The organism is Pseudoalteromonas sp. ECSMB14103, from assembly GCF_000813065.1.
Lineage (GTDB): Bacteria > Pseudomonadota > Gammaproteobacteria > Enterobacterales > Alteromonadaceae > Pseudoalteromonas > Pseudoalteromonas marina.
Map to the genome: position 1 here is coordinate 46,745 of NZ_JWGY01000015.1, position 22,579 is coordinate 69,323.

The following is a 22,579-nucleotide window of genomic DNA, read 5'->3' on the forward strand; positions in this document are numbered from 1 at the left end:
TTTATTCCTCAACTTCTTCTCGTGGTTTAGCAGTGTAAAACTTCGCTAAAATTAAACCTAATTCAAACAAAAGCAACATCGGAAATGCTAATAATGTCTGCGATAAAACATCGGGCGGCGTTAAAAACATCGCCACAACAAAAACACCCACCACAATATAAGGGCGCTTTTCTTTTAAGCTCGTTGTTGTCGTTGCACCACTCCAGCACAAAAGCATAATAGCAACTGGAATTTCAAATGCGACGCCAAACGCAAAAAACAGCTTTAATACAAACCCTAAATAACTACTTATATCTGGCGCTAGGGTCATCATTTCAGGCCCCGTATTGGTAAAAAAACCTAAAATAATGGGTAGCACTACAAAATAGCAAAATGCGATACCGCCATAAAATAGTAAAATACTGGAAGCAAGAATAGGCATCAGCATTTTCTTTTCATGCTGATATAATCCCGGCGCTATGAACCCCCAAATTTGATGCAATATCCAAGGTATAGACGCAAATAATGCAACAAATAAAGTCAGCTTAAATGGGGCAAAGAAGGGGGCAGTGACATCGGTTGCAATCATGGTTGCAGTGCTTGGCAAATGAGAGACTAACGGCTGTGCAACAAACGCGTATATATCGTTTGCAAAATACACTATTGCAATAAAAATAACTAAAATACTCAACAGTGATTTTATAAGCCTGTCACGCAGCTCTATTAAATGAGCTACAAACCCCGATTTTACTTCCTCAACCATTTTTATTTATACCATTTAGTAAGTTGACCATAGAAAGGTAAATTAAATTCACTTTTTTTCATCAATTTGTTGGTTCGGTTCTGATTCTTGTGGCTGTTTTTTATAGCTGTGAGTTACTGATTCTGCAGCCTGTTTTAGCTCGCTTAATGAGCTTTGTAATTCAGGGCTTAAGTCTTGTAGGTTTTGTTGCTCAGCTTTTTTTAGGTTTTCGTGGAGCTCGTGTACGCGCAATTCTTCACTCACTTCAGCTTTAACTGAATTAGCTAGAGATTTAACAGTTTTGATCCAGCGACTAACCGTTCTTATTGCAACGGGTAAACGTTCAGGCCCTAATACAACAAGCCCTACAATAAAAACAACAACTAGCTCCCACATGCCCATGTTAATTAAGCCTTATCGGTGTCTTTTGTTTTTTCGGTATCAGTCGTCGTTTTTTGTGACGTTTGAATTTGTTCAGGGGAGTCTGTTTCAGTTGGTTTTTCATCCGACATTGCTTTTTTAAACCCCTTAACAGCACCGCCTAAGTCACCCCCCATGCCGCGTAATTTTTTAGTACCAAAAAGAAGTACAATGATTGCCAAAACAATCAATAATTGCCAAATACTAATGCCGCCCAATCCCATGGTTCTCTCCAAATAATAAAATGATTAAATGTATATTTTAAATACTAATTATACGCCCTAAACCGTAAATAGCACTTTGTTTATGTGTGTCGCCATGCCGCAATAAAACACGCGGCGGAACAGGTTGCTGTAACGCCCGCAGCAATTAAATCATGTTGCAAATAACACAGTGCAGACACTACCAAAGTAGCACTCCCCAACAAGCTAAGCACTAACGCTTTATGAGAAGCTGGCTTTACAACTGCGTGGGTGCGCACTGGGCGCTTTAAGTTTTGATAAATCAAGTCAGGTAACTCAGGCATTTTTTCTGCCCAGAATGGTAGGTTTGCATACATTTGTTTTAAGACAGATAACGGCCCTACTTGTTCTTTAACCCACTGCTCTAAGAAGGGTTTAGCCGTTTTCCATAAATCTAGTTGAGGATAAAGCTGTCTTCCCAGCCCTTCAACATAGAGTAATGTTTTTTGAAGTAGTACTAATTGTGGTTGCACCTGCATATTAAATCGACGCGCGGTGTTAAATAAATTTACCAGTACATGCCCAAATGATATTTCAGCAAGTGGCTTATTAAAAATAGGTTCGCAAACAGTGCGAATAGCAAATTCAAACTCTTCGATACTGGTATCTTCAGGAACCCAGCCAGAGTCAACATGCAGTTGGGCTACTTGGCGATAGTCGCGATTAAAAAAGGCGATAAAGTTTTCTGCTAAATAGCGCTTATCTTCTTTGCTTAAGGTACCAACAATACCGCAATCAATACCAATATATTTAGGGTTTTCGGGATGCTCGCGAGATACAAAAATATTACCGGGATGCATGTCTGCATGAAAAAAACTATCTCTGAATACTTGTGTAAAAAACACTTCTACTCCACGTTCTGCAAGCAATTTCATATTTGTATTTTGCGCTATTAACGACTCGGTATCTGACACGGGTATACCGTAAATACGCTCCATCACTAACACGTTGCTTCGGCTGTAATCACTGTAAACAGTAGGGATATAGAGTGCATCTGAATCATCAAAATTACGTTTTAATTGAATGCCATTGGCACCTTCACGCATTAGGTCTAATTCATCAAGCAGTGTTTTTTTATACTCTTTTACTACTTCAACAGGGCGCAAGCGTTTTGATTCGTTATGAACATTAGCAAGCACCTGAGCAAGCTTTTCCATTAATGCTAAGTCTGCATTTATTTGTTCATGGATGTTTGGGCGAATTACTTTAATAACAACATCTTGCTCAATATTATCGTTGTCAACTAGTGTTGCAGTATGCACTTGTGCTATTGATGCAGATGCCAATGGCGTTTGTGAAAATTCACTAAACAGCTCGCTAATGTCATTAATATCGAGTGCATTTTCTATAATTTGTTGCGCCAATTCACCTTCAAAAGGCTGAACTTGGTCTTGCAAAAAGGCAAGCTCTTGCGCGATATCGTGAGGAAGTAGATCGCGACGTGTTGACAGCATTTGGCCAAATTTAATCCATACAGGTCCTAGCTCTTGTAATGCTAAACGTAAGCGCAGTCCTGCAGGTTTTTCTTTATGCTGATTTCGTAGCCAAAATAAACACCCCCTGGCAATTTTTGCAAACCAAGGTGTTTTACTTTTAGGCACTAATTCGTCTAAACCATAGCTAAGTAATGTTTTAGTGATGTAATACAATCGTGAAGAAGACACAAAAAGTCCTTAGCGTGTTTTGGCGCTTAATAAAGTGTTTATACGCTGCTCTATGGCGGCAACTTGGCCTTTTAGCTCTCGGTTTTGTTGTTTAAATTGTGCAAGCTCTAAAGGGTGAATCGTAATAGCTAGCTCGTCTTGAAATAAGCTTGTCAACGTGGTGCTTAGTTGCGCGTTAATTTTGCTACCATGGCGCTTTAGCGACATAAAATGCAAATAAAGTTGTTGAGCTGGCGCATCGCCAATATAGCTTGATAGCTGTTCGGGCCAATCTATGTCTAACCCCGAAAATGCACCGCTATATGCTTGCGCTATATTCAAGTCGCCTTGTAAATCGAGTTTATCTTGACGAATTAGCTGTGTAAGCATGGCTGGGTTTTTAAGAGCAACAAGCGTGTCTATATCGGCGCTGATCATGCAATCGCTATAATCGCTGTTGTCAGCGGCATAAAGGTGTAATTTTTCGTCAGCAAAAACAACGTGTATGGTTTGTTGCCAGTCTCTAACTTCAACAAGTAAACGCTGTTGTTTTACCGTGTTTAGCTTTTGGGCAACGTTAGGGTCGAGTTTAAGTGCTTGATTTAAAATGCGCTCAACAAGCGAAAGTACAAAGTTAGGTAGCATCAAAAAGGTCGATGTATCTGTATTATCACTGTTTTTTTCAGATGCTTGATCAAGCGCCATGACTCTGTGCCTTAATATTTAAAACCACGGTGAAGGGCAACAATTCCGCCTGTTAGGTTTTGATACGTTGTTTGTTCAAACCCAGCTTCATCCATCATAGCTTTAAGCGTATCTTGGTCTGGGTGCATACGAATTGACTCTGCTAAATATTGATAAGATTCACTGTCGTTAGCAACTAGCTTGCCCATTGTTGGCAATAAATTGAACGAGTAAAAATCATACGCTTTGCTAAGTGCTTCGTGTTTTGGCTTAGAAAACTCTAATACTAACAAACGACCACCTGGCTTTAGTATGCGATACATTGAGCGCAGCGCCTTGTCTTTGTCGGTTACATTACGTAAACCGAAGGCGATGGTGATCACATCAAAGCTGTTATCTGGAAATGGCAGCATTTCAGCATTCATTTGTACGTAGTCAATATTGCCTACAAGGCCTAAATTATGAAGCTTTTCACGACCTACTTTGAGCATAGATGAGTTAATATCGCCCAAAACCACTTGGCCAGTTTCACCGACCAGTTGACTAAATTTTGCAGTTAAATCGCCTGTACCACCGGCTAAGTCAAGAACATGATGGCCTTTACGCACGCCTGAACTGGCTATAGTTTGACGTTTCCATAAACGGTGGACACCAAAAGACATTAAATCATTCATTACATCGTACTTAGCCGCAACAGAGTGAAATACATCTGCAACCATTGATGCTTTTTCGTTTTCAGCAACGGTTTTGTAGCCAAAGTGCGTGGTCTTTTCTGGGGTCTCGTTCATGATTAATCTCTATCGTGGCAATAAGCACTAGTGTACTTTATTGTGCACCGAAGGTGCAATTTGAATATGATTTATCAGGTGTTTTATTGGCCGGCGGTAAAACTACTTTGGCCAAGAGAGCGGGCTTTAAATGCCGCATGGGACGCTTTTTTAGCCAGTTGGTTAAAGTCTTCTTTTTGCTGATGCTGAGCGATTCCAAGCGATAAGTTAATGCTGGGCAGTTTTGCGCCACTTTTTGAGCTTACAAAACGCAGTTTTTCTACACCTTTACGAACTTTTTCAGCAATGAGAATCGCTGTTTCAGGGTCAATATCAGCTAATAAAACAGTGAACTGATCTTTAGCGGTACGCCCCGGTAAACCACTTTGCATTACATACTTTTGAACTTGTTTAGCCACTTTATTTAAAATCACTTCACCAATAATATCGCCAAAGTTATCAACAAAATGCGCTAAATTATCGATTTGAATGGCAATGGCACAAATAGACTTGTCTTGAGTCGCCCATAGTTCAGTTTGTTGGGTTAAGTAATGGCGTTTAAATAAGCCGGTTTGACTATCTATAATGTGTTGCTTACGAAGTTGAGAAAGTTGTTTTTGTGTTCTTTCGTGTAGTTTTTTTGCTCTCGTTAGCTCTTGCTTAAACTTTTTATGTTGAGCGAGTAACTCAGCAGTTTGCTTATCAAGTTTGTTAAGTGCTTGGCGGCTTTGTTCTATATTGTTTTCGTCAAGCGAATGAACACATTCACTCACTTGATCTGCAAAGCGACTGATTTGTTTTTCTGTATTTTGCGCATTGTTAGACAATGAAGTAATAACGCCGTCTACGTTTTGAATCATCGACACTTGCGTATTGTGTCCGACATTTAAAAATTCAAAGTAAAGTTGCTCTATTAATACGCCATCAATGTTTTCATCGGTGGAAATAGCGCGATCTAATGTTTTATTTAATTTTAAATTTGCTTGGCTAACGTAGGTGTAAACAACTTGAAAATTCAGGGGCGTTGGCGGCAGTGCATAGCGTTCTAAGAACATACACACTTGAGTCATTTTCTCTTGAGCAATAGCCATGGAATCATGGAACATCATTATTTAATACCAACTAAATACGCATCAATGCTTAATTTATAATTTCATTCCATGAGTCGATTGCGCGTCCAAGCTTTTTTATTATTTTTTACTACTGTATTCGTTATAACTGCTATTAAAAAGCAAAAATAGGGCCAAGGGAACTTAAATTTTACTTTAGTCGCTTAATAGCTGCTTTTCTCATCAATTAGGCTTGTTTTTAGCTCATTTAATAGGATTGATCGTTTAATAAATACTTTTTAAAACTGTACTTTTAGAGTTGATTTTTATTTAAAACTTCATCTTACAGTGGTGGTTTTAGTAATAAGGTAAAGGCACGTTATAAAGAGACGCTATTGCAAATGCGCCTGATAGCGCAGTGTAATAACTATATGCTGCTACCATAGCTTGTGCCCTTTTATTGCATAAGCTTTAAGCCTGGTAGGGCGTTAACATCAACGATACTTGTCTCATTTACTTGCTATTTACTGAGTCTGCGATAGCTTTGTGAAATTCATTATCTGACTAAATTTTATTATGACGAATAATTTATTACTTAAGCCAATCCGCAATACACTTATCAGCATGACGCTTTTATGTACTTTAAGTGCCTGTCAAACCACAAACTATAACGCCGATAGTCAGTTTACAGCGGTTGCAGATAGCATTGTTGATTACCGACAAAGTTCCAGCCCTTACGGCAACATTGAGGGTGTTAATGGTTATTTGTTAGCGAATCTATCGCCTGAGTTTTTAGAGCAGCAATACAATAAAAAAACTCAGTTCTTGGCTGAGCTAGACGCCTTAGATGCAGCGTCCCTGAGTGATGAAAACCAAATAAACTTCAGTATTATTCGCGCTCAAGTACAAAACAGCGTTGACGAATATGTATTTAATGCTCATTACATGCCGCTAACTTCTGAGTACGGTTTTCATTCTGGCTTATCGTATATTGTAAACAGCAGCCAATATAAAACACTGCAAAATTATCAAACCTATTTAGCACGTTTGGCTCAGGTCCCTCGCTTTTTTGAACAAAATATTTATTGGATGAAAAAAGGTCTTGAAACAGGTTTAACGCAACCTAAAGCGGTGCTTGAAGGGTACGAAGAATCAATATCAGCCTATATAGTTGAGGATGTTACAACGTCTGAATTTTATAAACCTTTTTTAAAAAATAACGCAGGCTTGCCAGAGGGTGAATTTAAATCACTTCAGCAGCAGGCGCAGTCTGTAATAAAAGATAAAGTAATTGAATCATATAAAAATTATTTAGCTTTTTTTACACAGGAGTATCGCCCCGGTGCGCGCACTTCGATAGGTATTTCAAATACGCCAAACGGCGAATCGTTTTATAAAAATAGAGCTAAATATTACACCACTACCGAGATGACCCCTAAAGAGATACACGAGCTGGGGCTAAAAGAAGTTGCACGCATTCGCGGCGAAATGGAAGCCATTATAAAAGAAGTCGAGTTTGAGGGAACATTTGCAGAGTTCATTCACTTTTTACGAACCGATCCGCAATTTTATGCAACCACACCGGAGGAGCTACTTAAAGAGGCAGCATATATAGCAAAAAAAATGGACGCACAACTGCCTAAGCTGTTTCATACCTTGCCTCGTAAACCGTATGGTGTTGCGCCGGTACCCGCGAGCATAGCGCCCAAATACACAACGGGTCGCTACTCAGGGTCAAATAGAGATGATGAGGCGGGCTATTATTGGGTGAATACGTACGCACTTGATAAACGCCCACTGTATGTATTAGAAGCGCTCACTTTGCACGAAGCGGTACCGGGTCATCATTTACAAATATCATTAAATGCAGAATTAGAAACCTTGCCACGTTATCGTCGAGATGCGTATTTATCGGCATTCGGTGAAGGTTGGGGGCTTTACTCTGAGTACTTAGGCATTGAAGCGGGCTTTTATCAAAGTCCATATAGCCGATTTGGTCGTTTAACTTACGAAATGTGGCGAGCTGCTCGTTTAGTGGTAGACACCGGTATGCACATGTATGGTTGGAGCAGAGAGCGCGCTATGCAGTTTATGAGCGAAAATACAGCGTTGTCGTTACACAATGTGAAAACCGAAACCGATCGCTATATAACTTGGCCTGGCCAAGCACTGTCATACAAAATTGGCGAGCTTACGATTAAACGTTTACGTAAAGAGGCTGAGCAAGCACTTGGGCAAAGTTTCGATATTAGGGAGTTCCACCATCAGGTATTACGCCATGGCTCTGTCCCTTTATCTGTTTTAGAGGCGCAAGTACGTTTATATATTAATGAAGAGTTAGCCAAACAGAAGAGTTAACTTACAGATGGTTAATTCTTGAATGCATAAAAGTGTTATGTCATTTTGGATATAGCACTTTTTTATTTTTACAGCAGCGGATCACCAATGAACAACTTTATAATGTTTAGTATTGACGTATTTGCGAGTCTATTTATTGTTTTTTTAGGCTTATTAGTTTTAATTGTGGCTGTTTTTTATATCCGCGATGTTACACAAACAAAGCATGCAATTAGACGAAATTACCCTGTAATTGGACGCTTTAGGTATTTTTTTGAACGTCAAGGCGAGTTTTTTAGACAATACTTTTTTGCCCTCGACAGGGAAGAAATGCCTTTTAATCGTGCCGAACGTAGTTGGGTTTATCGCGCTGCAAAAAATGTAGACCGTACCGCGGCATTTGGATCTACACAAAGCTTAGAGGTCACAGGTACAGTAATGTTTATGAACTGCGCCTTCCCTACGCTTGATGAAGAAGCGCTTGCGCCAAGTGAAGTAACGCTTGGTCCCTATTGCCAAACACCTTATTCAACCAATTCTTTATTTAACGTATCAGGAATGAGCTTTGGTGCGCTATCTAAGCCCGCTGTGCGTGCTCTTTCTAAAGGGGCAAAGCTCGCTGGCTGTTGGATGAACACGGGTGAGGGGGGCTTGAGCCCTTATCATCTTGAAGGTGGCGCAGATTTAGTTTTTCAAATTGGGACCGCTAAATACGGGGTACGCGATGAAAATGGCCAGCTCAGTATCGAAAAACTCAAACAGATTGCAGCACACGAGCAGGTTAAAATGTTTGAGCTTAAAATGAGTCAAGGTGCTAAACCCGGTAAGGGAGGCATGCTTCCTGGGCGCAAAGTGAATGCTGAAATAGCAAAAATACGCGGTATTCCTGAGGGCGAAGATTCTATTAGTCCCAATGGGCACCCTGAAATTAAAAACCCCAGTGATATTCTCGATATGATTGCGACGATACGAAATACAACAGGTAAACCAACTGGCTTTAAGGCCGTTATTGGTGCGTATGGCTGGTTAGCAACCTTATTTGCTGAAATAAATCACCGTGGTATTGAGTCGGCTCCTGATTTTATTACCATTGATAGTGCTGACGGTGGAACCGGCGCTGCTCCTCAGCCCTTAATGGATTCTGTGGGATTACCACTTCGTGAAAGTTTACCGCTAGTAGTCAATATGCTTGAAAAACACGGACTGCGTGATCGCGTTAAAATCATTGTTTCGGGTAAGCTTATTGTGCCTTCTAAGGTTGCTTGGGCGTTAGCGCTTGGGGCCGATTTTGTTGTGTCGGCTCGCGGACATATGTTTGCATTAGGGTGTATTCAAGCAATGCAATGTAACAAAGATTCTTGCCCTACCGGTATTACTACTCATAACGAACGCTTGCAGCGCGGTTTAAACGTTGCGGATAAAGCGCAGCGAGTGGCTAACTATAATAAGTATATTCACTATGGCGCGGGGCTTATTGCTCACTCATGCGGTGTAACAAGTGCACGAGAGCTTAAACGCGAACATGTGCGTATAGTTCAAGAAAGTGGCCTTTCGGAGCCATTAGATAAAATTTACGAAAATTATAAGTAGGTTAAAATAAACAGATGTAATAGGTGCGTGTTTATTTTGAGTGGTTCCAAAAATGAAGTAAGGAAAGCGTGTGTTCAATAGTAAATTACCTGACGTTGGTGTGAGTATATTTAGCCAAATGAGTGAGCTGGCGAATCAGTTCTCTGCAATTAACCTTTCGCAGGGGTTTCCTGAGTTCGACACACCAAACTTTTTAAAAAGTCAGATTACTCATTATGTTCAACATGGTGTTAATCAATATTCTCCTTCAAGTGGTGTACCTAAATTACAGCAGCAAATTGCAAGTTTGATACAAAAAAAATACGCTACAGAGCTTAATGCTGCAAAGCAAATAACCATCACATCGGGGGCAACCGAAGCTCTTTTTGTTGCCATTCAAACAATAGTTCGCCCAAACGACGAAGTCATCGTATTTGACCCAGCTTATGACGCTTATAAACCCGCGATTGAGCTTGCAGGCGGGAGGTCCGTACATATTGCATTAAAGGCCCCCGACTATACGATTAACTGGCGTACGGTAGAGCAAAAAATTACAAAGCACACCCGCGCTATTGTTATAAACACGCCTCATAATCCAACCGCTAAAGTGATAACTCAGCAAGACATTACAGAGCTTAAAAGGTTGGTTGGTACTTACAAACTATATATTGTAAGCGATGAGGTGTATGAGCATATTGCATTTGATGGGCAACCACATTTAAGTGTATTACGAGATAAAGAACTGTTAGCTCAAAGTTTTGTTGTTTCGAGCTTTGGTAAAACATTTCATTGTACAGGTTGGAAAATGGGTTATTGCATTGCCCCTGAACATTTAGCGAGCGAGTTTAGAAAAATTCATCAATATGTGACCTTTTCTAGCTTCACACCTGCTCAGCATGCATTGGCCGACATGTTAGAACAACAAAGCGAGCATGTAGATTCGCTCAGTGATTTTTATCAACAAAAGCGCGATTTACTTATACGTCATTTACTCGGCAGTCGATTTACAGTTTTACCAAGCCAAGGAACCTACTTTTTATTGTTAGATTATAGTGATGTATCTGATTTAAACGATGTTGAATTTTGCCATTGGCTAGTTGAGCAAGCAGGTGTTGCGGCAATACCTTTAAGTGTTTTTTATCAAACGCCACCGGGTGATAAAGTTATCCGCTTATGTTTTGCAAAAAATGATGAAACCCTAAAAGAGGCAGCCCATATTTTATGTCAACTTTAACGCTTACATTGGTGCAAAGCTCTCTTCACTGGCTTGATAAAAGCGCTAATTTAGCGATGCTTGATAAGCAGCTAGAGGCGCTAACAGAAAAGCCTGACCTTATTTTATTACCTGAAACGTTTGCCACTGGTTTTGCTATAAACCTTGACTGCGCGGAGCCAGAAAATGGCTTGGTGCTTACGTGGTTAAAACAACAAGCAAAAAAACATAATGCAGTGATTGCTGGGTCGGTGCTGGTGGCGCAAGGTAATAAAAAAGCCAACCGCTTTTATTGGGTAAAAGCATGTGGTGAAGTAATCTATTATGATAAACGCCATCTATTTCGCTTAGGAAGTGAGGGAGCCTATGTTATCGCCGGTAAAGAGCGAAAAGTGTTTGAAATTAATGGCTTTAAACTATTACCGCAGGTGTGCTATGACCTGCGTTTTCCGGTGTTTCAGCGCAATAAAAATGACTACGACATAATGGTAAATGTAGCAAATTGGCCAGCGGTGCGACGTCCCGTTTGGGATACATTATTGGCAGCTCGTGCAATAGAAAATTTATGTTATGTAGTAGGGGTTAACCGTGTAGGTGACGATGGCAATGGTGTTGCCCACAATGGAGGTACCGCAGTTTATAATTTTAAGGGAGAGGCATTAGCTAAGGCGGCCGATAACACAGAGCAGTTAGTGACAGTGATGCTTGAAAAAAAACATTTGGAGGCCTTTAAAGCGGCTTTCCCTGCTTATTTAGATGCTGATACGTTTACTCTGACTTAAATCATCTTCACATAGCACTAAACATTTTAAGTGTTAAAATAGACGCTATTACATTGATTGGCGGCTAATTAGCAATATGAACACTTTAATCACTCCTGTTATTTTAGCTGGTGGTATTGGCTCTAGGTTGTGGCCTTTGTCGCGCCAAGCAATGCCTAAGCAATTTTTGCCACTATTGAATAATGAAAACTCATTATTGCAAAATACATTAAATCGCGTCTCTGGGGCTGAGTTTTCACAGCCAATTTTAGTGTGTAATGAACAGCACCGGTTTATTGCTAAAGAGCAAAGTAGTGCAGCTAATGTGTTTGGGTTAATACTAGAGCCTACAGGTAAAAATACGGCTCCTGCTATTGCGCTTGCTGCCCATTATGCAATTCAAAGTGGGCTTAAAGGCCCTATGTTGGTGATGCCTGCTGATCATCATATAAAGGATTTTTCTCCGCTAACATCACAAATAAACGATGCTGTAACACTGGCAGAGCAAGGAAAGTTGGTTACTTTTTCAATTACACCTTCAATGGCCCACACTGGGTTTGGGTATATACAGCAAGGCTGTAAAATTTCAGGCTCAAACTGTTTTGAGGTCGCTGAATTTAAAGAAAAGCCAAATTTAGCCACCGCTGAGCGTTATATAGCTGAAGGGGGTTATAGCTGGAATAGTGGAATGTTTTTATTTACACCACAAGCTTATTTAAATGAGCTTGAACGTTTTGCACCAAAAATTGCGCACAGTGTTCATGCTGCCTCTCAGTTTTCACATGACTTAGGTTTTACTAGGCCCGATAGTAAACCGCTTGAGTTTTGCCCCAGTGATTCAATTGATTACGCTATTTTAGAGCGTAGTAACAATGTAGCGGTTATGCCTGTTGCGCTTAAATGGAGTGATGTAGGTAGCTTTAGTGCGCTTGCAAGCCTTACTAAGCAAGATGCACACGGTAATAATGAAAACCAAAACCATACTGCACAAAACAGTACTAATAATTTTGTTATTAGCGAACACGACCATAGTATCGCTACGCTTGGCGTAAGTGATTTAGCCATTATTCACACCCACGACGCCACACTGGTTGCCGATAAAAATAAGCTCGATGACTTACCCTTATTACTTAAACAATTAGCACTGAGCCAAAGTGATAAACTCAACCACCATCAGGTTGTGTATCGTCCATGGGGTAACTACCGCACTTTGGTTGAAGGTAGTGGTTTTAAAGTTAAAAAAATAACCGTTAATAGCGGTGCTAAACTTTCGACGCAGCGCCATCAGCATCGTGCAGAGCATTGGGTTGTTGTATCTGGGGTGGCAGATGTGCGTATTGATGACCAAGTATTAACACTCACCCAAGATCAATCTTGTTATATTGCCGCTAAACAACTGCATAGCTTAGCGAATAACCAGCAAGTGCCGTTAATTGTTATTGAGGTACAAACGGGTGTCATACTTGATGAAAATGACATTGAGCGATTTAATGATATATACGGAAGGTATTAAGCTGCTTTACTTTTAAAAGTAAACCGCCTTAGCCTAATTCACTACGCACAAACTTTAAGTATTTCTCAAGGCTGCGTTGCCAAAGGTCAAGTGCCTCATCAAGCATGCCATTATGAGGCTTATTGTCGAGTAGGCGGCGCTCAATTTTTTTAAGTTCAATGCCGTAACGATTAAACCCTAATTGCAATGCAGTACTTGCTTGGCGGTGTAAAAGTTTAATGCACTGTTCAGGATGCTGGTCTATTAAATCTTGGCAGCGTATCAGCTTATTACGAGCAGAGAGTACAAACTCATTATAAATAGACGATACCTCATCCTCACTAAACGAGCTGGCGAGTGTTTCAATAGCTGTCTTATCGTACAGAGTATCTATAAGTTCTACTGCAATATTAGTGGTTTGATTTGATTGAGAATCGCTTAATGCCTGGCGCAGTTTTTGGTGTTTAATTGGCTTACCAACAATGTCCTTTATACCCAACGCTAAATACTCTTTAACTTCATCAGGGCTTAAACTCGCAGTAAAGGCGAGTACAGGTGTACGCTGGTTTTTGTGATCAAGGCGTTTAAGGCGTTTAAGAACTTCTTGGCCTGTTAAATCGGGTAGATTCATATCAAGTAAGACGACGTCAAAATGATGAGCTTGCATTAACTCAATGGCACTTTTACCGTCTTTAGCGAGCTTGATTTTGTGTTCGTCGTCGGCCATAAACTCAATAGCAATTTTTTGGTTTAGGTCTAAATCTTCGACCAAAAGAACATCTAGCCCTGTTAAATAATCTTTTGTTTGATGGCGTTGCTCTACAAGGCTTAACTCACCCAGCGCAAAAGTAATCGTAAAGCTAAACACACTACCAGTGCCCAGTTGACTAGAAATTTCAAGGCGGCTACCGAGTTTTTCTAATAAGCGACTGGTAATTGCAAGTCCAAGACCGGTGCCGCCCTTTTCCTTGCCTGCACTACTTTGTACATAAGGCTCTGTTAAGTAGGCAATTTCTTCATTTTCGATACCTGGGCCTGAATCTTTAACACTCACTTTTATAGTGTGTTCTAGTTGTTTTTCTAAAACTAAATCAACTTGAATTTTTACTACGCCACGGTCAGTAAATTTAATAGCATTACCAACTAAGTTAATAATTATTTGTCGAAGCTTTTGCTGGTCACAGTAGTAGCATGCTTGTTCAGGAATATTACATATAAGCTCAAATTTAAGCTGTTTTTGTTCTGCTAATGGGCTGAGCAATAAGCATAAGTTATTTAGCCATGTTTTAAATTCAATATCTTCTTCATAAAGGGCTTCGTCACTTTGGTCTAGACTCGCATATTCAAGTACTTTATCGACCAGTAGGTTTAGTGATTCGGCAGAATTAATAATTGCTTCGCAATAGGCTTTACTATGCGTATCGCTTGTTTGGTTCATGACCAATTGTGCACTACCTAAAATACCATTGAGTGGTGTACGTATTTCGTGACTAATAGTCGATAAAAATAGCCCCCGTATTTCTAAATCTTTCTGCGCTTTATCGGCGAGCGTATTGAGGTGATGCTCTCTGCGTTCATTACATAACAGTGCCATACCAGCGGCATAAAACATAGGTGCTATGATGCCATTTAAAAATAATACAGTGCTAAACCAACTGCTTGAGACGAGATCTTTTTGCTCAATTTCATTCATAAAAAGTGAACGCGCAATAAAGGCTAACACCACGAGTGTTAAAATTGTAATGTATACAATACTGCCGTTGGGGTAAGGTTTACGAGCGTACTTTATAAATATAAACAGTAAAAACAAGGCTTCTGAAATATGTTGTAGGTCGGATGCGATAACACGACCAGCTAAAGAGGGATCAAAAAAACTATAATAACCAAATACCATTGCACTAAATGCGGTCACTGAACAAAGAAGCTTAAATCCAGGTCCGCGATAATCTAAAAATTGACTAATAGCAAAACAGTGCACAATAGAGGCTGCAAACATTAAGCTACACGCGGCATTTATAATAAGTAAGTTATGTGAGCTACTTACAAGCGCAAATGCAACGACAGCACATAGCATCAATACTGGATAAAAAATGTATATCAGTGTCCCTGGGGTTTGCTTATTGGTTCGCCAAGTTAAAATATTCAAAAAAGTCATTACGACAATAACGGCTATGCTGGCAAAATATAAAGTGTATGAGTCAAGCATGGGTTTTCCAGCAGGTGATTTTGATTAGATTAATTAAAAATTATAAACTTAACAAGCGCTTATATTAAATACAAAAACAGACACCTAAGTGTCTGTTTTTGTATTTCAGTCGAAGTAAGCGTTTAGCGAATTTCGTCTGGTATATTTTGCTGTGCCCACGATAAAAGCTCAATACGGTTACGACACTTGGTCTTTCTAAATGCGCTGTATAAATGAGTTTTTACAGTGTGTGGGCTAATGCTAAGTTCTTCAGCAATTTCTTTGTTTTTAGAACCGTTACTCATTAATGAAATAATCGCTTTTTCTCGCTTAGTAAGTTTGACAGGTTCAATATCGCCCTCTGTAAGCTTGTGAAGTGCGTCTTTATTAAACTGCAACATGCGATTTAATGCATTACACATGATGTCGCGACGATACCAAAGCTGATCTTCTAATAAGAGTCGAATACCTTTCATTAGCACATCTGCATTATCGGTCGTGTAAAATACACCACGAATACCGCTGAGTAGTGCTCGATTAGCAAGCTCTGGGTTTTCATCTAAGTTAAATAATATGATATCGCACTTAACACGAAGGTTTACTAGTTGTTCTTTTAATTTTCCCCACGCGTCATTGCTAGATGTTTCAATAAAAAGTAAGCGAGTCCCTTCAGGTGTATCCAATATATTAGTACCTGTTGTTACGTCTAGTCCTTGCGTTTTTAGCAATGGCTCTAATACGTTAATACCAATAGTATTAATTGGATCTTTATCTAATAACAAAAAGGCAGAACTGCTCATGTTTTTATACTCTTTTATAAAGCTGACTGATTAATTTTATCACGATTCCCACATCTTTAGTATTAGAAAACCGCTATCGTACTTAAAAACAAGTACAATTTTATGATTATTTAAACATAAAATGTTGCAAATAAGTAATTGTTTTTTAATTTATAGGAACACATGCTTTTACATAGCATGTAGTAACTGAGCTTAATTAAGCGATTTCTTTTTTATTATCTTGATAAGGAGGCCACCCCATTTGCTTACCGGCAAGCATGTGAAGATGGATATGATAGACGGTTTGTCCGCCATGATCGTTGCAGTTCATAACAACACGGTAGCCGTCATCACTAAAGTTATGTTCTTTTGCAAGCTTAGCGGCCACCACATACAAGTTACCTACTAAATGTGCGTTATCATCATTTATATGATTTATGGTAGGAATTGCAATTTTTGGGATAATTAACACATGAAAAGGAGCTTGAGGGTTTATATCTTCAAACGCGAGAGTATTTTCGTCCTCGTAAATTATGTTTGCTGGGATCTCGCGGTTGATTATTTTTGTAAAGATAGTCTCTTGGCTCATTGTGTGTTCCTTATCAAGTGGTATGAAATTTAGATTCACTAATGACAAATTTTCAAAGCAGTGTCAAACTCAAATCAACCAAAGGAGTTAATATGCGTAAATCAGTGTTAATGAGCAGTGTAGCTGCATTGCTATTTAGTGTATCGAGTATGGCAGAAAATATTCACTTTCCTGAAGAGTTTGTGCCGTTGCAAGTCGGTGAGCGAATAATAGAAAGCTCTTTGTTTAGCCGTGTAGAAGATTTAGAGCTAGCGCCGGGGTCGTATCGGCTAAAGCTCAAGTATACCGACTTATACGATGAAGATTACGATATGCATGAGGTGGTTGAGTCAGAGCCTTTTTGGGTTGATATTACAATTGAGGCGGGTACAGATTATACCTTGGTATTTAATCGTGCTGAAAATGCAGTAGCGGCTAAAGTATTTGCTCAATCGCCCATGGTAAGTTTAAAAGCTAAAGGCAGTGCGTTAGCTGCACCATTGAGTGTTGTCTCTAATAACCAACTTGCAAGCGAAGCGCCTGTTAGAACTATGCGAGAAGCACCAGCGGGTCCAGAAAAGCCAAGTAGGCCAATTAAACCTATTGCGCCTATTACAGGCAAAGGCATGCCAAGTGCGGCGCAAATGCTCGACTTTTGGTGGCAGCAAGCAACAGTTGCTGAGCGCAAAGCTTTTTTAGAAAAAGTAACAAACTAAACTATTTAAAATAAGCATTAAAAAAGGGCCAAATTAGGCCCTTTTAGTTGTTACTTTACGCTATTTATTATTCAAATAATGCGTCAATAGTGCCTTGTGCTAGTGGGTGGTACCCCGGACGTGCTTTTAAGTAAACACTCTGCGCCCAGTCTTTCTTACCGTTAGTGATAAGTGATTTGTACAGCGGCACAATTAGCTTACGACGACCAATACCTGATAAATGCGCATCAAGTGCAGGGTAAATTGGCTGATAACCGTTGCCTACTGCTAGCATATACCATGCAAATGCACGTTCTGCGTTGGTTGACTGCGTTAAGTTAAACTCGTCATCTAACTCAGTCATTTTTTCAATGCTTAAATCGCGTGGTAAGTTATTTAAAAAGTGCAACCACTCGTGTACTGTCCAGTTTGCTGTAGGTAACTGAGCAGCAGTTTTTGCGCCTTGTAACCAGGCTGTGGTTGCAGTATCAACCTTATCGAACGCATCAGAGGTAGGGTTAGGAGCATCTGTTGGTAAACCTGGCTCAAAAATCCACTCGTTCACTTTATCCATGCTAACAATACCTGGGTACCTGTTAATTAAATTAGCTTCAATATAGGTAACAAATTGTGCAGTCGTTAACGATTTAAAAGCAAACTCGTCAAAATAAGTTTTTACGAAAGGGTCAAACTTGTCACGACCAAACTTGTTTTCCAAGTAAATTAAGAATAATTGACCTTTAGTGTATGGTACCGAGCTAAACGCATCGTCTGGATCACGACCATTAAGCTTTAAGTTAAGGCGTGTGTCTGGCGCGTCAATGGTTTTAAGCTGTGCGCGAAGACCTGCTGCATCGAGTGCTTGCTCCATAACGGCACGGTCGCGGCCAAACACTTCTTCCATAATACGGTTTTCAACGTATGAGGTAAAACCTTCGTTTAACCATAAATCTTCCCACGTCGCATTAGTCACTAAGTTACCAGACCAAGAGTGAGCAAGCTCATGCGCAATAAGGTTAACTAAGCTTTTATCGCCTGCAACAACGGTAGGGGTAATAAACGATAAACGTGGATTTTCCATGCCACCAAACGGAAAACTTGGCGGAAGCATGAGTAAGTCGTAGCGGCCCCAAGCATAGTCGCCATACATGGCATTGGTTTTATCGATCATGGCTTGCGTGTCGTTAAATTCGGCAACAGAGGCTTCTAAAATTTCAGGCTCTGCAAATATACCCGTCTGATGAGACATTGCTTTAAATTCTAGGTTACCTGCACCAATGGCAATTAGGTATGGCGAAATAGCTTGCGGCATTTCAAAATGGTAGTCGCCATCTTTATAAAGCGCGTCTTTGTTGTCTGCGCTCATAACCGCACGAATATCTTTAGGTGTGGTAATTCGTGCAGAGTAGGTTACACGCATTGCTGGAGTGTCTTGCACTGGCAACCAGCTACGAGCATGAATTGCTTGTGATTGGCTATACATAAACGGATGCGTTTTACTTGCAGTTTGCGTAGGTGTTAACCATTGTAGACCAGATGCTTCTGGGCGACTGTTATAATAAATACGCACTATTTTAGCTTGGCTTTTAAATTCAATAGTAAGCTTTGAGCCTTTAACATCATCACGATTCGCTAAAGTGAATTTAGCTTTGTGCCAGCTGCCTGTTTGTGTTTGATACATTACTTTATCAATGTCTAAGTCGCGGGTATCAAGCACTAGTTTTTTGCTTTTGCTGTTATTCCATTTAAGCGTATGCTCAACAAAGCCTTCTAATTGCTTGTCGTCAAAATCGACATCTAAATCAAGGCTAAGGTGAGTTGTAACAACATCGTCAAGATTGGCGTATGAGTTTTGATCAACCGCATTCGCCATTGCTTGCGAACACATACCTGCCATAGCGAGGCTTAAAAAGAGAGGTTTAATTTTCATAATTACCTTGAACACAAATAAAAAGTGCAGGTTTTATATCACGATTGGCTGGGTGGGTTGAGCAATTTTTACAATCTGATGCGCATTTTGCGACGATGAGGTAAACTATTACGATTAGTTAACGGTTTATCTTGAGAGCTTTGTGGCTTACGCATTACACCCTTTACACACCTTTGCATTACATAATCAATGCCAAAATTTAGTTAAAATTACTCACCTTGAGCAACTTTATACTCAAAGCTTTTCGTCACCATTTTGTTTGTTGGGGGAGGGGAGTAATACCATTTTTTTAAACGATTACCACGGTACGGTTATTAAAATGGCCACCAAAGGGATTACTATTACACCCCGTGAAACCGATACTTTAATAAGCGTTGCCGCTGGTGAAAATTGGCACGCATTAGTAAGTTACTTGCTTGATAAAAACTTACCAGGGCTTGAAAACTTAGCACTTATACCTGGTACAGTTGGGGCGTCACCTGTACAAAATATTGGAGCCTACGGTGTTGAGCTTTCTAAGTTTGTAGAGTCGGTTGAGTACTTTGACATACACAGCAAGAAACTTGTTTGTTTAACTAACGCGCAATGTGAGTTTGGCTACCGCGACTCTTTATTTAAACATGGACTAAAAAATAAAGCCGTTATCACACGTGTATTGCTAGCATTGCCAAAGCAATGGCAACCTGTTTTGAGTTATGGGCCATTAAAACAGCTAACAAACGTGACACCACGCGCCGTATTTGAACACGTTATTCAAACTCGTAATAGTAAACTGCCAGATCCATACACGTTACCAAATGCGGGCAGTTTTTTTAAAAACCCGATAATTACCAATCAACAGTTAGCAACGTTGTTAAAGCAGTTTCCTGATGCACCGTATTACGCCTATGGAAAAAATGAGCATAAGGTAGCTGCGGGTTGGCTAATCGATAACGCAAACCTTAAAGGTTATCGCGTAGCGGGTATTGAGGTTCATAGACAACAAGCACTGGTATTGGTTAATCATGGTAACAGCGAAGGCAAAGACTTGATTGCTATGATCACGTACATTCAGCATGTTGTGCATTCGCGTTACAACATACTGCTTGAGCATGAAGTACGGTTAATAAACACAACCGATGAATGCTACATACAAGGAGACGTTACACCGTGAAAGCACCCGATGGCAATAAACTCGCTATATTGAATGCGTTAAATCAACCCGGTTTTGTATCTGGCCAAGCGCTAGGTGAGCAGCTCGGTATTAGTCGCGCGGCAGTGAGTAAACACATAAATAGCTTACAAATTATGGGTTTAGATATCTTTAAAGTAACGGGTAAAGGCTATAGCCTAAATAACCACGCTGGGCTTTTAAATCAAACAAAAATACAGCAGCATTTTAATCAATTAACTAGCCAGTTAAAGTCACAGCCAGTGAACGTAGAAGTACATCCTATAATTGACTCAACCAATTCCGAACTTATGAGGCGGGTACAAGCTAAAACAGCGCTTGAGTCGGGTACCGTGATTGTGGCTGAAATGCAGCAGGCTGGCCGAGGACGACGAGGCCGTGTGTGGCAGTCACCGTTTGGTGCAAACCTTTATTACAGCTATTTTTGGCGTTTAGATGATGGTCTTCAAGCGGCTATGGGGGTGTCGATTGCGGTCGGATTAGCGGTATACGATACAATTAAAGCGCTTTACGACATAGAGTTAGAGCTTAAGTGGCCAAATGATATTTACCTAAATAAACAAAAACTTGCTGGTGTACTTGTTGAGCTAGATGGACAGCCGCAAGGGCCGTGTCAGTTAGTGCTAGGAATTGGTATTAATTTGCAAATGCCACAGAGCTTTAGTCAACACATAGATCAAGCATGGACTGATCTAAGCCAGCATACCCAGCAGCTAGATAAAAACGAGCTGGTGGCATCACTCACCTACCACTTAGAGCACCGGTTAGATCAGTATCGTAAAAGTGGGTTACACACAATGCACGAGCAATGGAATTCGCTTAATGCGTTTGCGGGTGAGTACGTAGAGCTAAATACAGGCCATAGAAGTTGGCGGGGAATATGCGAAGGAATTGACCCTCAAGGTGGGATTCGTATTCGCCAAGACGGCGAGGTAAAAAGCTATTATGGCGGTGAAATATCACTGAGAAAGGCACAGCTATGAGATTACTCATTGATGTAGGTAACACATCTTTAAAAGCAGTGCTTTGGCACAATCTGCAGGCACAACCAGCAGATTTAAATAATTTACCCTGGCCGCAAATAACAGAAGTTGTATACGCTTGTGTAGGGCGAAGTGACTTACTTAATAAATTATTAGCCCAAGCTGCTGAGCATCATATAGCATGTTATGAAGCAACGGTGACTAAAACACTTCAAGGATTAAGCTGCGCATACGAGCAAGTAAGTAACCTGGGTATAGACAGATGGCTTGCGCTTATTGCTGGTTTTACATTGCACCCTAACCAAGCATGTATCGTGGTTGATGCTGGTACCGCCACAACGATTGATGTGTTAACCAGTGAAGGCCACCATTTAGGTGGGTGGATTTTACCTGGGCTCGATTTAATGACGTCATCGCTGACACAAAACACCCAACGAGTATTTGATGACGAAAAAACCCCCTTTGAGAATCAATTAGGGAAAAATACACCTAACGGTTTAAAAAATGGTGCGTTGGTTGCGACCATCGGGGCGGTAGAACAAGCTAAATTACACTTAGGCGTGCAAAATAGCACAAAAACAGTACAAATTGTTTTTGCTGGTGGTTATGGCGCACTGTTACAGCAACAATTTGAAGGTAGTATTTTTGATTCTTTATTAGTAATGAAAGGTTTAAATTTTTGGCGAGATTTAAGCAAAACAAGCTAAAAATAGAAAAATCAGCGACTTTTGCATGAATATTGAACATTTAACCAATAAAATCGCATTTTTTTTAATTTTATTGTTGCATCCCAATAAACCTTACTCTAATATCTCGCCCCGTACTAAAGCAGTGCCGACTTAGCTCAGCTGGTAGAGCAACTGACTTGTAATCAGTAGGTCAACCGTTCGACTCGGTTAGTCGGCACCATTTTCCTTTTACCGAAAGTGAATTAGTAGAGAATTATCGTGGAGGGGTTCCCGAGCGGCCAAAGGGATCAGACTGTAAATCTGACGGCTCAGCCTTCGCTGGTTCGAATCCAGCTCCCTCCACCACTTTATTCTTGACGGTTAGAGGTAGATTAAGAACAGATTCCTAACGCGGGCATCGTATAATGGCTATTACCTCAGCCTTCCAAGCTGATGATGCGGGTTCGATTCCCGCTGCCCGCTCCAGTTCTTGTGTTGCTGATATAGCTCAGTTGGTAGAGCGCACCCTTGGTAAGGGTGAGGTCGGCAGTTCGACTCTGCCTATCAGCACCAGTCTTAAGAATCTTCTTGATTACTTCCTTTATCTGTCAGAAAATACTATTTGAAAAAATTAACTTAATCTACCTTCGGTGGATTATTTTCATATGTAATCTAGATACACAAAACTGATAGGTTCCGTCA

General features: G+C 40.3%; 20 protein-coding genes and 4 tRNA genes. 13 read left to right on the forward strand and 11 right to left on the reverse strand.

The features are described from left to right. Position 1 precedes the first annotated feature (1 nt). The 7 genes from tatC to RF53_RS18120 form a co-directional block, all read right to left on the reverse strand. The gene (tatC, locus tag RF53_RS18090) at positions 2-742 is read right to left on the reverse strand and encodes a twin-arginine translocase subunit TatC (protein ID WP_006793859.1); all 741 of its coding nucleotides are present in this window, start codon (positions 740-742) and stop codon (positions 2-4) included. A gap of 48 nt (positions 743-790) precedes the next feature. After that, a complete protein-coding gene (gene tatB / locus RF53_RS18095; protein ID WP_006793860.1) occupies positions 791-1,123 on the reverse strand; it encodes a Sec-independent protein translocase protein TatB in 333 nt (110 codons plus the stop codon). Positions 1,124-1,128: 5 nt separating this feature from the next. Further along, positions 1,129-1,365 carry a Sec-independent protein translocase subunit TatA gene (tatA, locus tag RF53_RS18100; protein WP_008127151.1) on the reverse strand — a complete coding sequence of 79 codons (237 nt, stop codon included), beginning with the start codon at positions 1,363-1,365 and terminating at the stop codon, positions 1,129-1,131. Positions 1,366-1,445: 80 nt separating this feature from the next. After that, positions 1,446-3,047 (reverse strand): ubiquinone biosynthesis regulatory protein kinase UbiB, encoded by a 1,602-nt coding sequence (gene ubiB / locus RF53_RS18105; protein WP_008127149.1) that lies wholly within the window; start codon positions 3,045-3,047, stop codon positions 1,446-1,448. Positions 3,048-3,056: 9 nt separating this feature from the next. Then, a complete protein-coding gene (locus RF53_RS18110) occupies positions 3,057-3,731 on the reverse strand; it encodes a ubiquinone biosynthesis accessory factor UbiJ (protein WP_039038481.1) in 675 nt (224 codons plus the stop codon). A gap of 11 nt (positions 3,732-3,742) precedes the next feature. Then, the gene (gene ubiE / locus RF53_RS18115) at positions 3,743-4,498 is read right to left on the reverse strand and encodes a bifunctional demethylmenaquinone methyltransferase/2-methoxy-6-polyprenyl-1,4-benzoquinol methylase UbiE (protein ID WP_006793864.1); all 756 of its coding nucleotides are present in this window, start codon (positions 4,496-4,498) and stop codon (positions 3,743-3,745) included. An 83-nt stretch (positions 4,499-4,581) separates the two neighbouring features. Next, positions 4,582-5,568, reverse strand: a complete 987-nt coding sequence (locus RF53_RS18120) for a GGDEF domain-containing protein (protein ID WP_006793865.1) — start codon at positions 5,566-5,568, stop codon at positions 4,582-4,584. Positions 5,569-6,102: 534 nt separating this feature from the next. Between RF53_RS18120 and RF53_RS18125 the strand changes: the two genes are divergently transcribed. The 5 genes from RF53_RS18125 to RF53_RS18145 all read left to right on the forward strand — a co-directional run bounded on the left by RF53_RS18125 (position 6,103) and on the right by RF53_RS18145 (position 12,919). Further along, positions 6,103-7,884: a DUF885 domain-containing protein gene (locus tag RF53_RS18125; RefSeq protein WP_039038482.1), complete on the forward strand. Its 1,782-nt coding sequence runs from the start codon at positions 6,103-6,105 to the stop codon at positions 7,882-7,884. Between the two features lie 87 nt (positions 7,885-7,971). Next, complete coding sequence (locus RF53_RS18130; protein ID WP_039038492.1) at positions 7,972-9,453, forward strand: FMN-binding glutamate synthase family protein; 1,482 nt, start codon at positions 7,972-7,974, stop codon at positions 9,451-9,453. A gap of 70 nt (positions 9,454-9,523) precedes the next feature. Further along, complete coding sequence (locus RF53_RS18135; RefSeq protein WP_039038483.1) at positions 9,524-10,666, forward strand: methionine aminotransferase; 1,143 nt, start codon at positions 9,524-9,526, stop codon at positions 10,664-10,666. Further along, positions 10,654-11,427 carry an amidohydrolase gene (locus RF53_RS18140; RefSeq protein ID WP_039038484.1) on the forward strand — a complete coding sequence of 258 codons (774 nt, stop codon included), beginning with the start codon at positions 10,654-10,656 and terminating at the stop codon, positions 11,425-11,427. The genes RF53_RS18135 and RF53_RS18140 overlap by 13 nt, the downstream gene beginning before the upstream one ends. A gap of 76 nt (positions 11,428-11,503) precedes the next feature. Beyond that, positions 11,504-12,919: a mannose-1-phosphate guanylyltransferase/mannose-6-phosphate isomerase gene (locus tag RF53_RS18145; RefSeq protein WP_039038485.1), complete on the forward strand. Its 1,416-nt coding sequence runs from the start codon at positions 11,504-11,506 to the stop codon at positions 12,917-12,919. 28 nt (positions 12,920-12,947) lie between these two features. On the opposite strand, the gene RF53_RS18150 is transcribed toward RF53_RS18145, so the two are convergent. The 3 genes from RF53_RS18150 to RF53_RS18160 all read right to left on the reverse strand — a co-directional run bounded on the left by RF53_RS18150 (position 12,948) and on the right by RF53_RS18160 (position 16,451). After that, positions 12,948-15,104 (reverse strand): ATP-binding protein, encoded by a 2,157-nt coding sequence (locus RF53_RS18150; protein WP_039038486.1) that lies wholly within the window; start codon positions 15,102-15,104, stop codon positions 12,948-12,950. 122 nt (positions 15,105-15,226) lie between these two features. Further along, positions 15,227-15,883, reverse strand: a complete 657-nt coding sequence (locus RF53_RS18155) for a helix-turn-helix transcriptional regulator (RefSeq protein WP_008132268.1) — start codon at positions 15,881-15,883, stop codon at positions 15,227-15,229. Between the two features lie 196 nt (positions 15,884-16,079). Beyond that, positions 16,080-16,451: a histidine triad nucleotide-binding protein gene (locus tag RF53_RS18160; RefSeq protein WP_006793873.1), complete on the reverse strand. Its 372-nt coding sequence runs from the start codon at positions 16,449-16,451 to the stop codon at positions 16,080-16,082. 92 nt (positions 16,452-16,543) lie between these two features. Between RF53_RS18160 and RF53_RS18165 the strand changes: the two genes are divergently transcribed. Next, positions 16,544-17,146 (forward strand): DUF2057 domain-containing protein, encoded by a 603-nt coding sequence (locus tag RF53_RS18165; protein WP_006793874.1) that lies wholly within the window; start codon positions 16,544-16,546, stop codon positions 17,144-17,146. Between the two features lie 67 nt (positions 17,147-17,213). On the opposite strand, the gene RF53_RS18170 is transcribed toward RF53_RS18165, so the two are convergent. Continuing rightward, the gene (locus RF53_RS18170) at positions 17,214-19,055 is read right to left on the reverse strand and encodes a M1 family metallopeptidase (RefSeq protein ID WP_039038487.1); all 1,842 of its coding nucleotides are present in this window, start codon (positions 19,053-19,055) and stop codon (positions 17,214-17,216) included. Positions 19,056-19,197: 142 nt separating this feature from the next. On the opposite strand from RF53_RS18170, the gene murB reads away from it, so the two are divergent. The 7 genes from murB to RF53_RS18205 all read left to right on the forward strand — a co-directional run bounded on the left by murB (position 19,198) and on the right by RF53_RS18205 (position 22,450). Further along, positions 19,198-20,208 (forward strand): UDP-N-acetylmuramate dehydrogenase, encoded by a 1,011-nt coding sequence (gene murB / locus RF53_RS18175; RefSeq protein WP_039038488.1) that lies wholly within the window; start codon positions 19,198-19,200, stop codon positions 20,206-20,208. Then, on the forward strand, positions 20,205-21,209 hold the full coding sequence (birA, locus tag RF53_RS18180; protein WP_039038489.1) for a bifunctional biotin--[acetyl-CoA-carboxylase] ligase/biotin operon repressor BirA: 1,005 nt from the start codon (positions 20,205-20,207) through the stop codon (positions 21,207-21,209). The genes murB and birA overlap by 4 nt, the downstream gene beginning before the upstream one ends. Further along, positions 21,206-21,916 carry a type III pantothenate kinase gene (locus RF53_RS18185; protein WP_039038490.1) on the forward strand — a complete coding sequence of 237 codons (711 nt, stop codon included), beginning with the start codon at positions 21,206-21,208 and terminating at the stop codon, positions 21,914-21,916. The genes birA and RF53_RS18185 overlap by 4 nt, the downstream gene beginning before the upstream one ends. Positions 21,917-22,042: 126 nt before the next feature. After that, positions 22,043-22,118 (forward strand) — tRNA-Thr (locus RF53_RS18190). A 40-nt stretch (positions 22,119-22,158) separates the two neighbouring features. Next, positions 22,159-22,243: transfer RNA gene (locus tag RF53_RS18195), tRNA-Tyr, on the forward strand. Positions 22,244-22,288: 45 nt separating this feature from the next. After that, a tRNA-Gly gene (locus RF53_RS18200) sits at positions 22,289-22,363 on the forward strand. 11 nt (positions 22,364-22,374) lie between these two features. Further along, positions 22,375-22,450: transfer RNA gene (locus RF53_RS18205), tRNA-Thr, on the forward strand. Positions 22,451-22,579: the final 129 nt, after the last annotated feature.